This is a genomic window from Winogradskyella alexanderae (assembly GCF_020166335.1).
Lineage (GTDB): Bacteria > Bacteroidota > Bacteroidia > Flavobacteriales > Flavobacteriaceae > Winogradskyella > Winogradskyella alexanderae.
In genome coordinates this window covers 241732-259693 of the sequence record NZ_JAIUJR010000001.1, presented here as the reverse complement: position 1 = coordinate 259693, position 17962 = coordinate 241732, and the positions used below count along the sequence as shown (strand labels likewise).

At 35.7% G+C, this 17962-nt stretch carries 18 protein-coding genes; 3 read left to right on the top strand and 15 right to left on the bottom strand.

Annotation, left to right across the window (positions count from 1 at the left end; translation table 11 throughout):
- Positions 1-4: 4 nt before the first annotated feature.
- From LBU54_RS01120 to LBU54_RS01065, 12 genes are all read right to left on the bottom strand, one after another.
- Positions 5-1060, bottom strand: coding sequence for a zinc metalloprotease (locus tag LBU54_RS01120; protein WP_224524303.1), 1056 nt, complete (start codon positions 1058-1060; stop codon positions 5-7).
- Positions 1061-1220: 160 nt separating this feature from the next.
- On the bottom strand, positions 1221-2438 hold the full coding sequence (locus LBU54_RS01115; protein ID WP_224524301.1) for an aminotransferase class V-fold PLP-dependent enzyme: 1218 nt from the start codon (positions 2436-2438) through the stop codon (positions 1221-1223).
- Positions 2439-2459: 21 nt separating this feature from the next.
- Entirely contained in the window at positions 2460-3773 is a 1314-nt protein-coding gene (gene sufD, locus LBU54_RS01110) for a Fe-S cluster assembly protein SufD (protein WP_224524299.1), read from the bottom strand.
- 10 nt (positions 3774-3783) lie between these two features.
- Positions 3784-4536 (bottom strand): Fe-S cluster assembly ATPase SufC, encoded by a 753-nt coding sequence (gene sufC / locus LBU54_RS01105; protein WP_224524294.1) that lies wholly within the window; start codon positions 4534-4536, stop codon positions 3784-3786.
- Between the two features lie 5 nt (positions 4537-4541).
- A complete protein-coding gene (locus LBU54_RS01100) occupies positions 4542-4955 on the bottom strand; it encodes a hypothetical protein (RefSeq protein ID WP_224524292.1) in 414 nt (137 codons plus the stop codon).
- 9 nt (positions 4956-4964) lie between these two features.
- Complete coding sequence (gene sufB, locus LBU54_RS01095; protein ID WP_224524290.1) at positions 4965-6413, bottom strand: Fe-S cluster assembly protein SufB; 1449 nt, start codon at positions 6411-6413, stop codon at positions 4965-4967.
- A gap of 9 nt (positions 6414-6422) precedes the next feature.
- On the bottom strand, positions 6423-6752 hold the full coding sequence (locus LBU54_RS01090) for a HesB/IscA family protein (protein WP_224524288.1): 330 nt from the start codon (positions 6750-6752) through the stop codon (positions 6423-6425).
- A gap of 109 nt (positions 6753-6861) precedes the next feature.
- A complete protein-coding gene (locus LBU54_RS01085) occupies positions 6862-7107 on the bottom strand; it encodes a hypothetical protein (RefSeq protein ID WP_224524287.1) in 246 nt (81 codons plus the stop codon).
- A gap of 106 nt (positions 7108-7213) precedes the next feature.
- Positions 7214-8257, bottom strand: a complete 1044-nt coding sequence (locus LBU54_RS01080; RefSeq protein ID WP_224524285.1) for a cytochrome-c peroxidase — start codon at positions 8255-8257, stop codon at positions 7214-7216.
- A 25-nt stretch (positions 8258-8282) separates the two neighbouring features.
- Entirely contained in the window at positions 8283-9044 is a 762-nt protein-coding gene (locus LBU54_RS01075; protein WP_224524283.1) for an MbnP family protein, read from the bottom strand.
- Positions 9044-10372 (bottom strand): hypothetical protein, encoded by a 1329-nt coding sequence (locus tag LBU54_RS01070; RefSeq protein WP_224524280.1) that lies wholly within the window; start codon positions 10370-10372, stop codon positions 9044-9046. The genes LBU54_RS01075 and LBU54_RS01070 overlap by 1 nt, the downstream gene beginning before the upstream one ends.
- Before the next feature lie 2 nt (positions 10373-10374).
- A complete protein-coding gene (locus tag LBU54_RS01065; protein ID WP_224524277.1) occupies positions 10375-11820 on the bottom strand; it encodes a choice-of-anchor B family protein in 1446 nt (481 codons plus the stop codon).
- Between the two features lie 105 nt (positions 11821-11925).
- Here LBU54_RS01065 and thiL point away from each other — a divergent pair, with 105 nt between their 5' ends.
- Positions 11926-12972 (top strand): thiamine-phosphate kinase, encoded by a 1047-nt coding sequence (thiL, locus tag LBU54_RS01060; RefSeq protein ID WP_224524276.1) that lies wholly within the window; start codon positions 11926-11928, stop codon positions 12970-12972.
- On the opposite strand, the gene LBU54_RS01055 is transcribed toward thiL, so the two are convergent.
- Together LBU54_RS01055 and LBU54_RS01045 are read right to left on the bottom strand one after the other, a co-directional pair.
- Positions 12962-13192, bottom strand: a complete 231-nt coding sequence (locus LBU54_RS01055; protein WP_224524275.1) for a DUF1660 family phage protein — start codon at positions 13190-13192, stop codon at positions 12962-12964. The two genes, thiL and LBU54_RS01055, sit on opposite strands and share 11 nt — an antisense overlap.
- A gap of 408 nt (positions 13193-13600) precedes the next feature.
- Positions 13601-14377 (bottom strand): alpha/beta fold hydrolase, encoded by a 777-nt coding sequence (locus LBU54_RS01045; RefSeq protein WP_224524273.1) that lies wholly within the window; start codon positions 14375-14377, stop codon positions 13601-13603.
- Positions 14378-14469: 92 nt separating this feature from the next.
- Here LBU54_RS01045 and LBU54_RS01040 point away from each other — a divergent pair, with 92 nt between their 5' ends.
- Positions 14470-16020, top strand: coding sequence for a serine hydrolase (locus tag LBU54_RS01040; protein ID WP_224524272.1), 1551 nt, complete (start codon positions 14470-14472; stop codon positions 16018-16020).
- Positions 16020-17303: a branched-chain amino acid transport system II carrier protein gene (gene brnQ, locus LBU54_RS01035; RefSeq protein ID WP_224524271.1), complete on the top strand. Its 1284-nt coding sequence runs from the start codon at positions 16020-16022 to the stop codon at positions 17301-17303. Before LBU54_RS01040 ends, brnQ begins: the two co-directional genes overlap by 1 nt.
- Here the strand turns inward: brnQ and LBU54_RS01030 are convergent.
- Entirely contained in the window at positions 17281-17934 is a 654-nt protein-coding gene (locus LBU54_RS01030) for a hypothetical protein (RefSeq protein WP_224524269.1), read from the bottom strand. The genes brnQ and LBU54_RS01030 overlap by 23 nt on opposite strands.
- Positions 17935-17962: the final 28 nt, after the last annotated feature.

The window sequence follows — 17962 nt, the reverse complement described above, 5'->3', positions numbered from 1 at the left end:
TTAATTAGAGAGTTGTATATTCATCTCTTGGACCACCTGGCGCAAGAACAGAACGCATTCTCTCTTTTTGCCCTTGTGTAAATAAGCCCATACAACCGTCGTCTGTGTAATCCATATAATTTTCGGTCATATCAATAGATCTACAGTGACTAACCTGACCAGGACAACCGTAATTAGGGCGATCTGATTTTGGTGTATCATCAACAAAATCATCTCGGTTACATCTTCCATCTCCCCAAATATGTCTTAAATTTAACCAGTGCCCAACTTCATGAGTGGTTGTTCTGCCTTCATCAAAAGGAGCAGTAGCAGTGCCATTTGTGCCAAAATACTGTGGAGAAACAACAACACCGTCAGTAGAAGCATTTCCACCAGGAAATTGAGCATAACCCAATATTCCACCACCAATATTAGCTACCCAAATTGTTAAGTGACCCGGTTGAGCTGGGTAGATGGATTTAACAGCATCATTAGTTCCCCATTGTGATGTAGAATTAGCTCTTCTGTCAATAGTTGCAAGTGTAAATGTTATGTCAACATCTGCACCTCTTTCAGGATAGGTATTAACATCACTAAAGTTTGTGTCATTGAAGTCAGCATTCAAAACAGCTATTTGTGAATTCACTTGAGAATCACTAATGTTTTGTACACTATTAGCATAAATTACATAAACATAAACAGGAATATTAATAGAACCTAAGCCATCGTCAACTGGCGGCTCACCGCCACCATCGCCTCCACCGCCATTGTTTCCACCGCCATTTCCATTTCCATTACCTGGTCTTAAATTGTTAGTGAATCGCCTTGATCTTTCTTCAATATTATACATGGCTTGGTATAGCCCTGGATTTTCATTTAATTGTCGGTTTAGTACTTCCATGGTAGTACAATTTTTGCCATTTGCGACACGATCTAAAGTACCTGCTTCAATAGCATCAGTATACAGATAGAAGTCTGACATATCTACAGTAGTTTGCTGTTCCTGAAGTTGATTTGAATCCTCAGAACAAGCAATAAATAAAGCACTAAATAGAACGAGGCCTAATAAAGATTTTTTCATAAGTATTAATGAGTTTTAATTAATAAGGCCGAATATATAATAAATGTTTAAACTATTAACAAATATTTAAGAAAACAATCAGGAAAATCGATATAAAGAAATAAATTAAATAAATGTGCAGAAGATACCTATCTCAATCAAAGGATTAAAAACCAAATACTTATGATAACATCATTATTGACTTTTTGAGCGCAACAATAAAAAGATCAATTTCTTCTTTGGTGTTGTAAAACATAAATGATGCTCTGACTGTGCCAGGTATTTGATAAAAATCCATAATAGGTTGTGCACAATGTTGACCAGTGCGCACGGCAACTCCCATTTTGTCTAATAATGTACCTAGGTCGTAAGGGTGAATATTGCCAATATTGAATGAGATTACCGATGTCTTGTTTTTAGAGGTACCATAGATTTTAATGCCTTCAATTTTAAGAAGCTCGGATGTAGCATATTCTAACAATTCATTTTCATAATTAGCGATTGCATCAAAGCCAATAGTATTCATGTAATCTATGGCAGCACCGAAGGCAATACCGCCACACACATTAGGCGTTCCAGCTTCAAACTTGTGAGGTAGATCTGCGTAGGTTGTTTTTTCAAAGGTCACTTCAGAAATCATCTCACCACCACCTTGATAAGGTGGTAATTTTTTAAGCCATTCTTGTTTGCCATATAGCATACCTATTCCTGTTGGGCCACAGATTTTATGAGCCGAACATACGTAAAAGTCAACATCTAGTTCCTGAACATTTGGTTTTAAATGAGGACAAGCCTGTGCGCCATCAACTAATACAGCAGCTCCAACTGAATGCGCCTTTTCAATAATAGTTTTAATCGGATTTATAGTACCGAGTGCATTAGAAATATGATTGACAAAGACTAATTTTGTGGTTTCATTTAAAAGTGCATCGTATTCTGAAAGTACCAGCTCTCCTTCTAAACTCATCGGAATAACTTTGAGCGAAGCACCTGTTTTTTCACACAACATCTGCCAAGGTACTATATTACTGTGATGTTCTAATGCAGATACAATGACTTCATCACCTTCCTTCAAAAGTGAAGCAAAACCATTTGCCACTACATTAATGCTATGCGTTGTACCGGAAGTAAAAATGATTTCATAGGGATGTTGTGCATTAAAATGCTTTTGGATTTTTCTGCGTGCATTCTCATAAGCATCTGTGGCTTCTTGGCTTAACGCATGGACACCACGATGAATATTAGCATTGTAATTGGAATAATAATCTACAATGACATCGATAACCTGTTGTGGTGTTTGTGATGTTGCAGCGTTATCCAAGTAAATAAGGGGTTTGCCATTAACCTCTCTTTTAAGAATTGGAAAGTCTTTTCTTATTGCCTCTACATTAAAGTCCATTTCTCTCGTTTTAACTCTCATTTAAAGGTCAAATCCTATGTTTACACCTAGCTTATTTGCAATAATTTTGGTTATACTATTTTTTATTTCTGGAATTTTAACGGAGTCTAACACATTATTGCTAAAAGCAAACATTAGTAAAGCTCTAGCTTCCTTTTCTGGGATGCCTCTGGATCTCAGATAAAAAAGGGCATTTTCATCTAGTTGGCCTATAGTACAACCATGAGAACATTTTACGTCATCTGCAAAAATCTCAAGTTGTGGTTTTGTGTTTATGCTTGCCTTATCACTCATAAGAATGTTATTATTAGCTTGGTAGGCATTTGTTTTTTGTGCTTCCTTTTCAACAATAACCTTACCATTAAAAACACCTGTTGAACGATCATCAAAAATTCCTTTGTAGTCTTGGTGGCTCTCACAATTAGGTTCTATATGGTGCACCAAAGTGTTGTGATCTACATGCTGTTTGGCACCAATAATTGTTATACCCTTCATTGTTGAATCTATCCGCTCGCCATTTTGATAGAAATTAAGGTTATTGCGTGTAAGCTTGCCACCAAAAGAAAAGGTATGCACTTTAGCAATACTTTCTTGTTTTTGATTAATGAAGGTATTGTCAATTAATGAAGCAGATTGTCTATCATTTTGAATTTTGTAGTAATCTACGATAGCTCTTTTATTGGTAAATATTTCAGTCACACTATTTGTGAGAACAGGATTATCAGTTAGGCTTTGATGACGCTCTATAATTTGAACATGCGAATTTTCATCTACTACGATGAGATTTCGTGGTTGCAACATGAGGGCAGATTCATTTCCTGTAGAAAAATGAATAATCTGAATAGGTTTTTCTACTAATTTATTTTTTGGAATATGAATGTAAGCACCTTCAGCAGAAAATGCAGTGTTTAATGATGACAACCCATCTTTAGAGGCAATTTTATTGAAATAGTTTTCTATTACTAATCTATATTTTGGTTTTGCCAATGCTGAAGACATTAAGCACACGTCTATACCGTCATGGGTTGTTTGTGATAAATGCGATGCGTATTTCCCATCTATGAAAATGATTTTGTAAGCATCTATATTATGTACAAAGTATTTTTTAATATCCTTAAATTCTAGCGCATTTTCGTGTTTAGGAAACACACTATAATCATATTTTAAAATTGAATTTAGTGAGGTGTATTTCCAAGCCTCTTGGCGTTTAGTAGGAAACCCTTCAGTTTCAAAAGTTTTAATGGCTTCAGTCCTTATGTCATGTACGGGAGAGTCTACGTCTACCATATTCTCAAACGCCATAAACGAGGATACTAGCTTTTCTTTTAATTCCATTTGCTCAATATTAAGCGTTTACTTCTTCTTTTACCCAGTCGTAACCTTTAGCCTCCAACTCGTGTGCTAGTTCTTTATTGCCTGTTTTAACGATACGTCCATTGTGTAACACATGTACGTAGTCAGGTATTATATAATCCAAAAGCCTTTGGTAATGTGTTATAACAATTACCGCATTGTCTTTAGATTTTAATTTATTAACGCCATTAGCAACAATACGAAGTGCATCTATATCTAAACCAGAGTCTGTTTCATCTAGTATAGCTAGTTTTGGTTCTAGCATTGCCATTTGAAATATCTCATTACGTTTTTTCTCTCCTCCAGAGAACCCTTCGTTCAAAGAGCGCGATAAAAACTTGCGGTCTATCTCTAATAACTCTGACTTTTCTCGGATTAGCTTAAGCATTTCATTAGCTGGCATGTCCTCTAGCCCTTTTGCTTTGCGCGTTTCATTAATTGCTGTTTTAACAAAGTTTGTTACACTTACGCCAGGGATTTCAACAGGATATTGAAATGAAAGGAATATGCCTTTGTGGGCACGTTCTTCCGGCCCTAGCTCGTTAATATTCTCACCATCTAATATGATTTCACCACTGTCAACCTCATATTCTTCTTTACCTGCCACAACTGAAGCTAAGGTACTTTTTCCAGAACCATTTGGGCCCATAATTGCATGAACCTCACCTGGTTTAACATGAAGATCTATACCTCTTAAAATGGCCTTGTCTTCTACACTAGCATGTAAATTCTTTATTTTTAACATAGTTTTTAATTTCCTAGTTTAATAACGTCGTCTTTATTTAGATCAGGTGCTTCCACCTTCAATATTTCTTTAATTTCAAGATTGTATTTCCAAAGGCTTCCCTCATTGGTATTTACAACCTTCTTAACTCTAATTGTAACCGGGACCGAGGTATACAAATCTTCCTTGAAAGGCTTTACTTTTTCATCAAGTGCTTTAGTATTTTCGTCAATGATTACACCGTAAATATCAGTTGGTGTTTGTAATACCGCAGCGTTTTTATTGGCATCATAAACAAAGTCGCCTTTTATAGTAATATAACCGTCGTTAGCGTCGTAAGATTTTGCCCTGTTTTCTTCTAAGCTAGCGTTTACTTTTGGCTCGTTTTTACAATTTGAAAAACAAACCGCCAAGATGAATATGAAAATTAGTTTTTTCATGTAAATCAACTATCCCACAGAACCTTCTAAACTTATTTCAAGTAATTTTTGAGCTTCAACAGCAAATTCCATAGGAAGCTTATTTAATACTTCTTTGCTAAAGCCGTTTACAATAAGCGCAATAGCTTTTTCCGTATCAATACCACGCTGGTTACAATAAAATATTTGATCCTCACCGATTTTACTTGTTGTTGCTTCGTGCTCAATTTGAGCCGTTTTATTTTTTGCCTCAATGTATGGGAACGTGTGTGCACCACACTCGTTACCCATCAACAAACTATCGCATTGTGAAAAATTACGAGCATTTTTTGCTCTTGGACTTATTTGAACTAAACCGCGATAAGAATTCTGGGATTTACCAGCAGAAATCCCTTTTGATATAATCGTGGATTTAGTATTGTTGCCTAAATGAACCATTTTAGTCCCTGTATCTGCCTGCTGAAAGTTGTTAGTAACAGCAATAGAATAGAATTCACCAACCGAATTATCGCCTTTTAGCACACAAGAAGGGTATTTCCAAGTTACAGCACTTCCGGTTTCAACCTGTGTCCATGAAATTTTTGCATTTGTTTCGCAAAGTCCACGCTTCGTTACAAAATTGTACACACCACCTTTACCTTCAGAATTTCCAGGATACCAATTCTGAACTGTAGAGTATTTTATTTCCGCATTATCAAGAGCTATAAGTTCTACTACCGCAGCATGTAATTGATTTTCATCTCTACTTGGGGCGGTACAACCTTCTAAGTAACTAACATAACTGCCCTCGTCTGCAATAACAAGTGTCCTTTCAAATTGACCGGTACCAGCTTGATTTATTCTAAAATATGTTGATAGTTCCATTGGACATTTTACACCTTTTGGGATATAACAAAATGATCCGTCACTAAATACAGCGCTGTTAAGCGCAGCATAAAAGTTATCTTTTTGGGGTACCACTGTACCAATGTATTTTTTTACTAATTCCGGATGTTTGTGTATTGCTTCCGAAATACTCATAAAAATAATTCCCTTTTCAGCCAATGTTTCTTTAAAAGTTGTTGCAACAGAAACAGAGTCTACTACAACATCCATAGCCACTCCGGCGAGCTTTTTCTGTTCATCTAAAGAGATTCCTAGTTTATCAAACGTAGCTAACAGCTCAGGATCTACTTCATCTAAACTATTATATTTAGGTTTACTATTTGGTGCAGAATAATAGGAAATTGCTTGGAAATTTGGTTTTTCATAGTTTACATTCGCCCATTCTGGCTCAACCATTTCCTTCCAAGCTTTAAAAGCTTCTAATCGCCACTCTGTCATCCACTCAGGCTCTTCCTTCTTTCTGGATATTGCCCTAACAACGTCTTCGTTTAACCCGTTAGGGAAGGTATCTGATTCTATATCCGTATAAAAACCATATTCGTACTCTTTGGTTTTTAACTCTTCTCTTAAATCGTCTTCTGTATATTTACTCATGAGTTATTTTTAAAGTGAAAATGATTCTCCGCAACCGCAGGTTCGGTTGGCATTGGGATTGTTAAAAACAAAACCCGTTCCATTAAGACCGCCGGAATATTCTAATGTTGTACCAATTAAATACAGAAAGCTTTTTTTGTCTACAATGATTTTAATGCCATTGTCTTCAAAAACCTTATCACCTTCAGCTTGTTCTTTGTCAAACTTTAAATCATAAGAAAGCCCGGAGCATCCACCACTTTTTACACCAACTCTAATGTAATCCGTGTTTGGATTGTAACCATCATCAGTCATAAGCTCTATGACTTTTTTCTTAGCTTGTTCAGATACTTTAATCATATCGTCTAACTAGATTCGTTCTAAATTGAATGCAAATATACGAGATAACCAGCCTTAAACCATATATGCTAACATTATATTAGCATATGATTTCATAGGATTTAACTATCTATGAGGCATGTGAACTTCTCTTTAGAAATTGAAGTTTTAAATGGTATAGTTTTCTGAGTGTACCTTGAATGTGCGTTTTGGGATTGTGAACATGATCAAAATTTCCTTCAAGATCTGTATTTACAACGATTCCACAGTTTTTGCAGATTATTTGAGAGGTTTGGTCAGAGTTGTCTTTTAGTTTATGGTAATTGTGTCCAAGGACTGCGCAGGGCAATGCAATATCAGTGTAGGTTCTCATCATTAGTTCATTTTAAGGGCAAAATGAATTTAGATAAAATCTTTTAAAATCACAGATTAACAACGGTATTTTTCGATGAAATACACTAATTATTTTAAGAGTTCCAATTTTATTGTTCTTGAAATACTGGATTTGTAAGAAATGAAGAATCAGATAACGTAAGTAGAAAAGCCTTTAAATCTGTTTTTTCTTCTTCCGTTAATTGAACACCACCTTCATCGACTTTTTTCATCAAGGGATCTATCGTAGGAGAATCCTGTAAACCCTCACTATAAAAGTCTATGACTTCTTCTAGAGTTGCAAATCTACCATCGTGCATATAAGGTGCGGTAAACGCTAGATTTCTTAATGATGGCGTACGGAATTTAGCATTATCGTTAGGGTCTCCTGTCACTGCACCAAGGCCCAAGTCCGTAAAAATGCTGTCCAGTCCATTGTTATGGAACTCATTATCTGTCCAAAGCGGATTATTTGGACTCCCATGGCAATGAAAGCAGTCTCCTTTATCTTCACGAAGAAATATATCTAGCCCATTTAATTCTTGATCGGTAAGTGTTGCTGTACCCAAAAAATAATTATCAAACTTTGAATTCGCAGAGATTAAGGTTCTTTCAAATTGAGCAATTGCTTTGGTGGTTAATTCTTTAGAAATTATGGATGTATTGAATGCCTTTTCAAAAAGACTAGGATACTCTGGATGTGCTTGCAATCGGGATACAACGTTGTCCCAATCGCTATGAAGTTCAATTGGATTTTCAACGGGTTCTTCGGCTTGCCTTTCTAAACTTAGCGCTTTACCGTCCCAGTTAAATCTGTCACTGTAGTTCCAAGCAAGATTGAACAAAGGCATAGAGTTTCTATTACCGGCAATGCCATCGATACCTGTGCTAGTTGGTGTGTTATCCGTAAACGCGTTTTGCTGTGAATGACACGAAGCGCAAGATTTTGTACCATTGGCAGAAAGAATCTTGTCAAAAAATAGTTTCTTGCCTAGTGCAACACCCTCAATTGTCTGTGGATTATCTGTAGGAATAATTGGTGATAGAATATTATCTGCAAAAATTTCAGGTATTTCCAAAGGTTGTTCCGTTGGTGAAAAATTTGATTCATCATTAGAACAACTCATGCTTACCAATGCAGAAACAATGGTCATAAGGCGCCAGATTAAACGTATTCTTCTACTGCGAAACATCTCCTAAGCTAAAAACGTTTTGGCCATTTTGAAACATTAAAATTTGAGCCTGAGAATTAGGCATGAGCATTTGGTTTAGTATATTTAGATCCCATAAGTTAGGTTCTTTAAACCATTGTGCAATGTTCATTTCTACTTCAATTTCAACGTTTGTGGTTATATCAATACTTCCTAAATCAACCTCAAAAAACGTATCTTGAGGAAACGTAGGATTAGGCCCTGGATTATCTGCAGCTCTAATGGCATGATAATTATAACCTTGCTCCTCCATATTAGCATTAACAAATTTCCCGTCTAATTGCATATAATGATAACCACCACCTAAGTTTTGAGGCACATTAAAGTTGGCGGTATTTAAATCCGGCAGATTTTGAGAATTATCTTCATTATCTAAACCGAAGGTAAAAGAGACATTGTAAGTTCCCGATGGAATTGACTCTTGTGGTGTAAAAACCATGTCATTATTTGTAACATCAATGAGATGGTGCATATCTAATTCAATTGTTCTTTCATTATTGGAAAAAACAATATCTGACACTACATATCTCAATCGTTCAATACTCAGAAGGTCGCCATTGGCATTTGTATATTGAATTGCATTAAAATTGATGTTGGTTACCAATGCACCATCCCAATTATGGGAAAATTTAAAAGTAGTCATTATTTCCAATGGTTGGTTGCCATCGTCATCGCTGCAACAAAACAAAAACAGCATAGATAAGGTCAGAAACACGAATGATTTTTTCATTAGTTTTCGATTTTTATTACCAAAAGATCAGTAAATCCTTTATTTACAATTATATCTCCATCATCACTGGTAGTATCACCCACAGCAATTATTGATCCATCATTTAGTTGTGCAACATCATAGGCAAAGTCTATGTTTGAGCCACCAATTGTACGTTCCCAAATAACTTCACCATTGCCATCTATCTTAAGCACCCAAGCATCGTTCTGGCCTTTATTGCTAGCAACATCAACATCACTACTTCTAGAACTACCTGCCAGAATAAAATTGCCGTTTTTGGAAGATTTGATTGCCCTTGCAACATCAAAATTAGAACCTCCAATGTTTCTCTCCCATATGAGATTACCTGAGGGTGAAACTTTAGCAAGCCACAAATCGGCACCACCGTTATTTGATGAAATGTTTACGTCATTACTTCGCGTGTCTCCAGCTAATAGATAGTTTCCGTCTGGAGTGGCTATAATGGCTCTCCCTTCGTCTATTTGAGTACCGCCAAATGATTTTTCGGATATAAGCGTACCATCGGGGGCAACATCTATTAACCAAAAGTCGTAAGAACCTAAATTATTAGAAATATCTGTATCACTGCTATCTGAGCTTCCAAGAATTAAATATCCATTATTCTCTTTTTGAATAATTCCATAAGGCGTATCGGTAAAGTTACCACCAAAGTAATTGCTCCATTCCAAGCTTCCGACTTCATCCACTTTTAGAAGCCAATAGTCACCACCAGCATGTTTTTGCAGAGCTTTATTAGTTGCGCCTTGCCCTCCAGATGCAGTTACATCGATTATTCCAGATAGAAGAAATCCTTGATCGTTGGTTTCTATTATTGAAATCCCAGAATCAGCACCTTCAAATCCATAGGATTTTTGCCAGAGTAAGTTACCAAAGGCATCTAAACGGACTAACCAAAAATCTTGAAGCCCTTCATTATTTGTTACATCAATATCGTCACTGAAACTAAATCCTAAAAGAGCAAAACCTCCATCAGAAGTTTGGATAATACAGTTACCTCTATCATCTGCGCTACCACCATAAGTTTTCTGCCATTCGATAATGTTTTGAGCGTTAAATTTTATGACCCAAAAGTCAAAACTAGTGTCTTGCTTATCAGTAATATCGCCATCGTTACTTTGTGTATAACCCATTACTGCGTACCCACCATCTATTGTTGCAATTACAGATTGTGCACTGTCATTGTTTGAACCTCCAAAGGATTCAACTGAAATTATTTCTGGTGTATTACTAGTTGTTGCAGGGTCATCGTTGGAGCAACTAATGACAATAAGAACAATAAACAAATATTTCAGAAAACCTAATTTCATAATCAATTGCGCTGTACAATGAATAGGCCTCCTTCTATATCGCTAATAATTATAGTACCGCTGTCAAAATAGGGATAGACATTCCAAGCACCATTAAAAGCTGTATTGTCGTGAGGAATGTAAGTGTCAAAAAAGGCAATTTCTGACATCATACCAGTATCAATTCCAGAAATATCAACAATTCTCAAACCAGCCGAGTAATTAGCAACATAAAAATCGTTTCCTTTCACATATCCGTTGTGGTCAATTGCACCTGTAGGACCAAAATACTCCATTTGAAATTGCGGATTATCTAAATCCGTAAAATCAAAAACAATGGTTCTTGAGTTAATTCCAAAATCAATTTCATCTACCTCGTCGCCAAGTAAAAAGTAGGTCATGTCTTCAGTAAACCAACCTTGATGTGTGTATCCTATATTACTGTAATTGATAGTTGAAATTTGAGTTGGATTGCTCTTGTCCGTAACGTCTACAAGAACTACTTCATTAATATTACTACCAATAAGAATTTCTTTTCCATTGTAATCAGGGTCTGGACCATTATAAGTTATGACTTGAGCATCATGAGAATAGGCATCATTAGCATATCCTCCAGCTGCCACTGGATTTGATGGATTTTGAATGTTAACAAAATGAGGACCACCAGAAAAGGTATCGGACCCGACAGCATAAGCAAATCCACTATCTTCATTTATTACAATATTGTGTGCGTTACCAAAGCCATTATAAACAGCATCAGCATTAAATATTACTGGAGGGTTTGTAACGTTTCTTAATCTTGTAAGATCAAAAACCTGCATACCATGGCCAGGAGCTTCGCTAACAATAAAAGCATGGTTAGCGTATGTTTTAACATCGCGCCACAAACTATTTACGGTTTCGGTTGGTAATCTACCTAGATAAATAGGTTGCGATGGAGATGTAATATCTACAAAAGCAGTACTGGTTGTTGTGCCTACGAGGGCATATTCTTTACCTGTATCTGGATCTGTCCAGCCCCAAGAATCATTGCCTTCAGCACCAGTTCCTCCCAATTGCTCAATTGATATCTGGCTCATTAGATCTATTCCGTTACAAGGATGTCCATTTGCAAGACCATCAACACAAGGAAATTGTGGCGCAAAAGAATTGTCGTCGCAGGCATCACCAATTCCGTCATTATCTGAGTCTTCTTGGGTAGGATTGGGTATAGTAGGGCAGTTATCGTCATCATCAAGAATACCGTCACCATCATCATCCTCGTCACAAGCATCACCAAAGCCGTCATTATCTGTATCTAATTGATCCGTATTTGGAGTACCCACGCAGTTGTCAATTGCGTTGTTGATGGTGTCATTATCGGCATCAGCAATTCCTGAGCTATAATCCCTATCACTACAATTAAAACAAAATGAGAGTAGTAAACATATTACAAGAGATACGGGTAAAAATTGAAAGGAGCGTTTCATATACTTTTTTTAGCAAGTTACTGTAAATTTTAATTTTCGTTGTATCCGAAATTAAATAATGTAATTTATAGATAACGTAAATAAAAAACATAATATTTTTGCAACATGTTAGAAGATAAAAACCCACAACGTACTCCGTTGAGTGAATTAGGCGAGTTTAGATTAATAGAGCACTTAACTGAACAAATTACGCTCTCTCATAAGTCAACTATTAAGGGTGTTGGAGATGATGCTGCGGTACTAAATTTTAAGAGTTCTAGAATTGTTGTTACAACAGATTTATTAGTAGAAGGCATTCATTTTGATTTAAGCTATATGCCACTAAAACATTTAGGCTATAAGGCCGTAATGGTTAATCTTTCAGATTGTTATGCTATGAATGCAATGGCTACTCAAATTACGGTGTCCATTGCAGTTTCTAATAGATTTCCGGTAGAGGCATTAGAAGAATTATATGGAGGGATCAATACGGCGTGTAAACTTTATAATATTGATTTGGTTGGAGGTGATACAACATCATCTACCTCTGGATTAATAATTTCGGTTACAGCAATTGGAGAAGTAAAGGAAGGAAATGAAGTGTTTAGGTCTGGAGCAAACCCAAATGATTTATTGGTTGTTTCTGGAGATATTGGTGGCGCGTATATGGGTCTTCAGGTATTGGAGCGGGAAAAGGAAGTATTTAAGGTGAATCCAAATAGTCAACCGGACTTATCAATGTATAGTTATATAATTGAACGTCAATTAAAACCAGAGGCGCGTAAAGATATTGTAGAGTTGTTAGAAAAGTTAGAAGTGATACCAACTAGTATGATTGACATTAGTGATGGTCTTTCTTCTGAAATCATACATATTTGTAAACAGAGCAAGGTTGGTGTGGATTTGTACGAAAATAAAATTCCGTTAGATCCTCAAGTTATTTCCACCTGTGAAGAATTTGATATAGATAGCACAACGGTTGCACTTAATGGAGGGGAAGATTATGAATTATTGATGACAATTTCGCAAAAAGACTATCCTAAAATAAAGGGAAATCCCAACCTAACCGTTATTGGGTATATGACCGAAAAAGAAACAGGAATGCATTTAATAACCCGAGCTGAGCAACGCATTCCGATTATAGCTAAAGGGTGGAATTCACTTAGTGATTAACCATAAGAATTTTACGGCCACGCTCTAAACGTTTATTGTGAATACGATTTAATACTGAATTTATTTCCTTAAATTTTGGAGTTAATGGAATGAATTTTCCATTTCCATCAATTGTCATCTCAGAATTACAACGTTTGCACCTGTATTCCTTGACGTGATAGGTCACGTTTTTTGACACTTCATACTCGTGGCCAAAGAGGGAACATAATACATTTTTCATTGAACTTGTAGTGTTTATTATAGATTAAGGATCTAAAGGGACTCCTAATATATAAAAACTACTTATTCACAGGTTATTAACAATTAATAAATCGACGAACTGAGTGATTTTTGCTTTGAACGCATGAGTTTACTGGAATAGATACGTTCTAGAGTGGAATTAATTTCTTGATACTTTGGAGTAAGTTCGATGAGTTTTCCATTGCTGTCGGTAGTCAATTGCTTTTTACAACATTTACAAGTGTATTCCTTAACATGGTTAGTCACTTTTTTCGTCATTTCATAGTTATGTCCAAAAAAGTCACAGTAAATTTTAGCAGGCGTCATGGTAGATTTGATTTATAATTGTCTATTTAGATTTGGGTTTATAAACTTAGCTAAAAAAACAACAAATAAACGCTAAAATGTTTTATTTTTCGATAAATAGATTTAAAAAGTAAGATAATTCTGATTTATTTTCAATGTGACTCATGTGCCCCTCTGAAAACTCGTGTAAAACAATTTTTGTATGGGTAATAATATGTTTGATTGCATCTGCACTGACTAATCCGTCTTTTTTACCAATTATGATATGCTTTTGTCCGGGAATTGCATTGAAAACGTCGAATCGGTCTGGCCTTTCCACCATACCTTTTTGAGCTGCAATATAACCTTGCACAGTAGTTTGCAAAGCAACTTTTAAAGCATCATCATACTGAGATTTAAATCTTATCCTACTTTCAGGTGCAAAAAGATTAGCAAAAGATGCAGTTACAAGACCTTTATAATTCTTTTTGGCCATTTCAACAGCGCGATTTCTTAATTCAATACGGTCTTCATTGTCCTTTTGAAATGTAGAATTCATTAAACAAACATCAGTGACAAAGTTTGGATACAAATCTGATAATGCAAGAGCCACGTAACCACCCATGGAGTGACCAACAACTTTTACTTTTAAAATATTCAAATTAGATAGTATGGCATAAACAGCTTCGGCCATATCTTCCATAGTGTGGATATAACCCAAGGATTCTGATTTACCATGACCCAATAGGTCTGTTGTTATTACCTTATTTGATTTAGAGAGTAAAGGAATAAAGTCATCCCACATTGACTTATTTTCAAGAAAACCGTGAAGCAATAAAATGACATCTCCAGATCCGTAGACCTCATAACTTAGATTCCTGTTTTTAAATTTAAAAACCATTAAAACAAAGATAAATCATGATAACGAGGTAGACCGTATTCATCCTCTCTAAATTATTATATTTGGGAGATTTCAAATAAAACTTCTAATCCATGAAAATTTTCCGAATTCTTATACTTTCTCTGTTTCTGTCAAGTATTTTTCTGAATGCACAAATCAATGAAGCTGAATTAGACAATCTTATTAATGAGACCTTACAGACTTTTGAAGTTCCTGGAATTTCAGTTGGTGTATTAAAGGACGGCAATGTTATTTATGCAAAGGGACATGGTGTCCGATCATTGTCTAATGAAAAAATCATGAACGAAAACACTTTAGTTGGTGTCGCTTCAAACAGCAAAGGATTTACTTGTTTTGCATTAGCGATGATGATAGATGAAGGGAAATTAAATTGGGAGGATCCTGTTAGAAAAATTATTCCAGAATTTCAATTACATGATCCGTGGGTAACCGAACACTTTACAGTTAGAGATTTGGTGACTCATAGAAGTGGTATGGGACTTGGTGCTGGTGATTTGATGTTTTTCCCGGAGGGTAACGATTTTACAGTGAATGATATCATCAATAATGTTAAATATTTAGAACCAGAAAGTTCATTCAGAAGTAGGCTCGCTTACAATAATAATATGTTCATAATTGCAGGTGAAGTATTGAAACGTGTAAGCGGTTTGAGTTGGGAAGAATTTATTGAACAGAAAATTATGAAACCTGTTGGGATGCATAAAAGTAAGGCTTCATATAACCGTGTTACTGATAAAAGCAATATTATTGATGCGCACACTAGAGCAGATGGCAAAGTCATTCAAATTCCACACGATTGGAGTGAAACGGCTAATGCTGCAGGAGGTATTGTAAGTAATGTGCCAGATATGCTCATTTGGGCAAAATTTTTAATGAATGATGCTGTTACCGAGAGTGGTGAACGCCTTTTAAGTAAAGAACAATTTCATGAATTATGGCAATTACAAACACCATTAAAAGTACGACCAGGAGATTGGTATAATTCTAATTTTAGAGGCTACGGATTGGGTTGGTTTGTTACTGATGTAAAAGGGGGTTATAAGCAGGTCTATCATACAGGTGGTCTCATAGGGACAGTAACCCAATTCACAATAATTCCGGATCTAGATTTAGCAATAGTTGTATTAACAAATCAGATGAATGGATCTGCGTTCAACACAATTACCAATACCATTAAAGATACTTATCTAGGCTACGAGGACAGAAATTGGTTAAAATACTATGGTGGCCGTAATGCTGACTTTATTAAATATAATGATAGCATTAAGGCAGAAGTTTACTCTATGGTTGATAAGATTAAAGAAAGCCCTCTATTGCCGAAACCAGAACAAATTGTTGGAACTTACACTGATGATTGGTTTGGGGATATTGTAATTAGTAATGATGGCAAAGGTTATACTATTAGATGTAAAAGATCACCTCGCCTTTTTGGTGAATTATTACCATATAATGCAACCACCTTTGTGGCGAAATGGAATGATAGAAGCTATGATGCTGATGTGTTTGTTCAATTCACATTTGATGAAAAAGGCTATGCAGTAGCTGCCACAATGAAATACATAGCGCCAATTACAGACTTTAGCTTCGATTTTCACGACTTAGAACTTGTCAAAACCAACTAATGAATAGTACCAAACGAATTTTCATTTTTGGTTTTGCACTTTTTGCTGGCTTTTTTGGTGCAGGGAATTTAATTCTCCCGCCATTATTAGGTTACAATTCTGGTCCGGATTGGTGGCTGGTGGCAATAGGATTTATTATTACCGCAACTGTAATTCCATTTATTTCTTTATTTGGTCACGCCAAATTGCAAGGCACAATGCTGGAGTTTGGTAATAAGGTTTCACCACTATTCAGTCTTATTTATTGTATAACCATGTATCTAATAATTGTTGCACTTCCAGCACCTCGGACTGCAGCAGTCACACATGAAATTGCTATAGCACCTTTATTGGGGTCAGAGCCAATTTGGACTAGCTTAGTCTATTTTGCATTGGTGTTCATTTTTGTTATCAATCGCTCACAAGCTTTGAATATTTTGGGAAAATTCCTGACACCAGTTATTGTGTGTATGGTCTTACTGATTATTGTAATTGGTTTAGTTTCTCCAATAGGTCAAATGAATGCTCCCATTTTTGACACACCTTTTGTTGATGGTTTGCTTGAAGGCTATCAGACCTATGATGCTCTGGCTGGAATGGTAATGGGTGGCGTAATAATAATTTCACTGAATAAGAATGAAAACTTATCGTATACTGAAAAGAAAAAAATCATTGCAAAGTCTGGTTTTATTGCGATGCTTGGACTTTTCATTATATATGCAGGGTTAATAGCTTTAGGTGCATTTTACAATAGTGAATTTCCTAATGACATAACGCGTACGGATTTATTACTAGGTCTTGCCGTAAAGACACTTGGTAACATGGGTGCAACATTTGTGAGTGTGTTAGTGGCACTTGCCTGTTTCACTACAGCTGTTGCTATAACGGTATCCATAGCAGATTTTTTTAAGGCGCTTTTCAAGAATAGTCACAAGGTCTATGTATTAACAGCAATAATTTGTTGTGTAGTAGGTGTAGTTGTTGGTAGCTTTGAGGTTGGTTTTATTATTGATATCGCTCTACCTGCTTTAATGTTTATTTATCCAATCTCAATTGTTTTAATACTACTGAATGTTTTACCAGAGCATTTTGTCGGCATCTCAATTTACAGAGTTGTTGTAGTTGTGACATTTATTTTCAGCATACCGGATTTTCTTCAATACTTTTTACCTGAGGAGACTTTAAAACCAATTACTAACTTCATTCCTTTGGCCGACAAAAATTTAGGATGGGTACTACCAGCAATAGTTGCTTTAATTATTTCAAATGTATTAACAAGTTCTAAGAAGAGCTTAGATTCTTGATAGCCGAAAAAGCTTTATCTACTAGATGATTTTCTACTAATACAGTAAATTCATTTGTGGTAGATATGACCTCATAGAGTGATATGTTTTCCCAAGCAAAACGCTTAAATATTTGATAGTATAAACCAGAAATTTTGGAATTGTTTTCGGGCAATCGAATACTTATCGCAGACAAATTATCTTGGGAGCCAATCATTTTTTCTTGCTTGAAACTTTGAAGCACATTCTGTTTTTCAGATTCTGAAACTACAATGTTGCTTTCGTAGATACCACGCGAAAATCCGTAAAACGCTTTTGGATTGAGGTTTTCCAAAACTCTAGCATGGCTTTCAATTAGGGTACTTGAGTTTTGAAATGTAAAATCTAATAAGTTGGAGCGCACTGTAATATCACCAAGTTCTTTCAATACGAACTTTAGTTGCTGGGATTTACGTAGATGGTTTGGAGGATTGTAGCGTCGCAAAGCCATCATAATAGCACCTGTCTTTACAGGTTTTCTTAACATTTTACTTATAGGTTCCTGAAGTTCTTCAGACAAAGCAGAAAAGTTGATAATCTCTCTGAACAAGGCCTCTTCTAAAAAGGGTTGTGTAATTAATAATTCTTCTACACAGGAAGCAATCGTCTTCATTTTGTTATATAATTAACAATATGTGTAA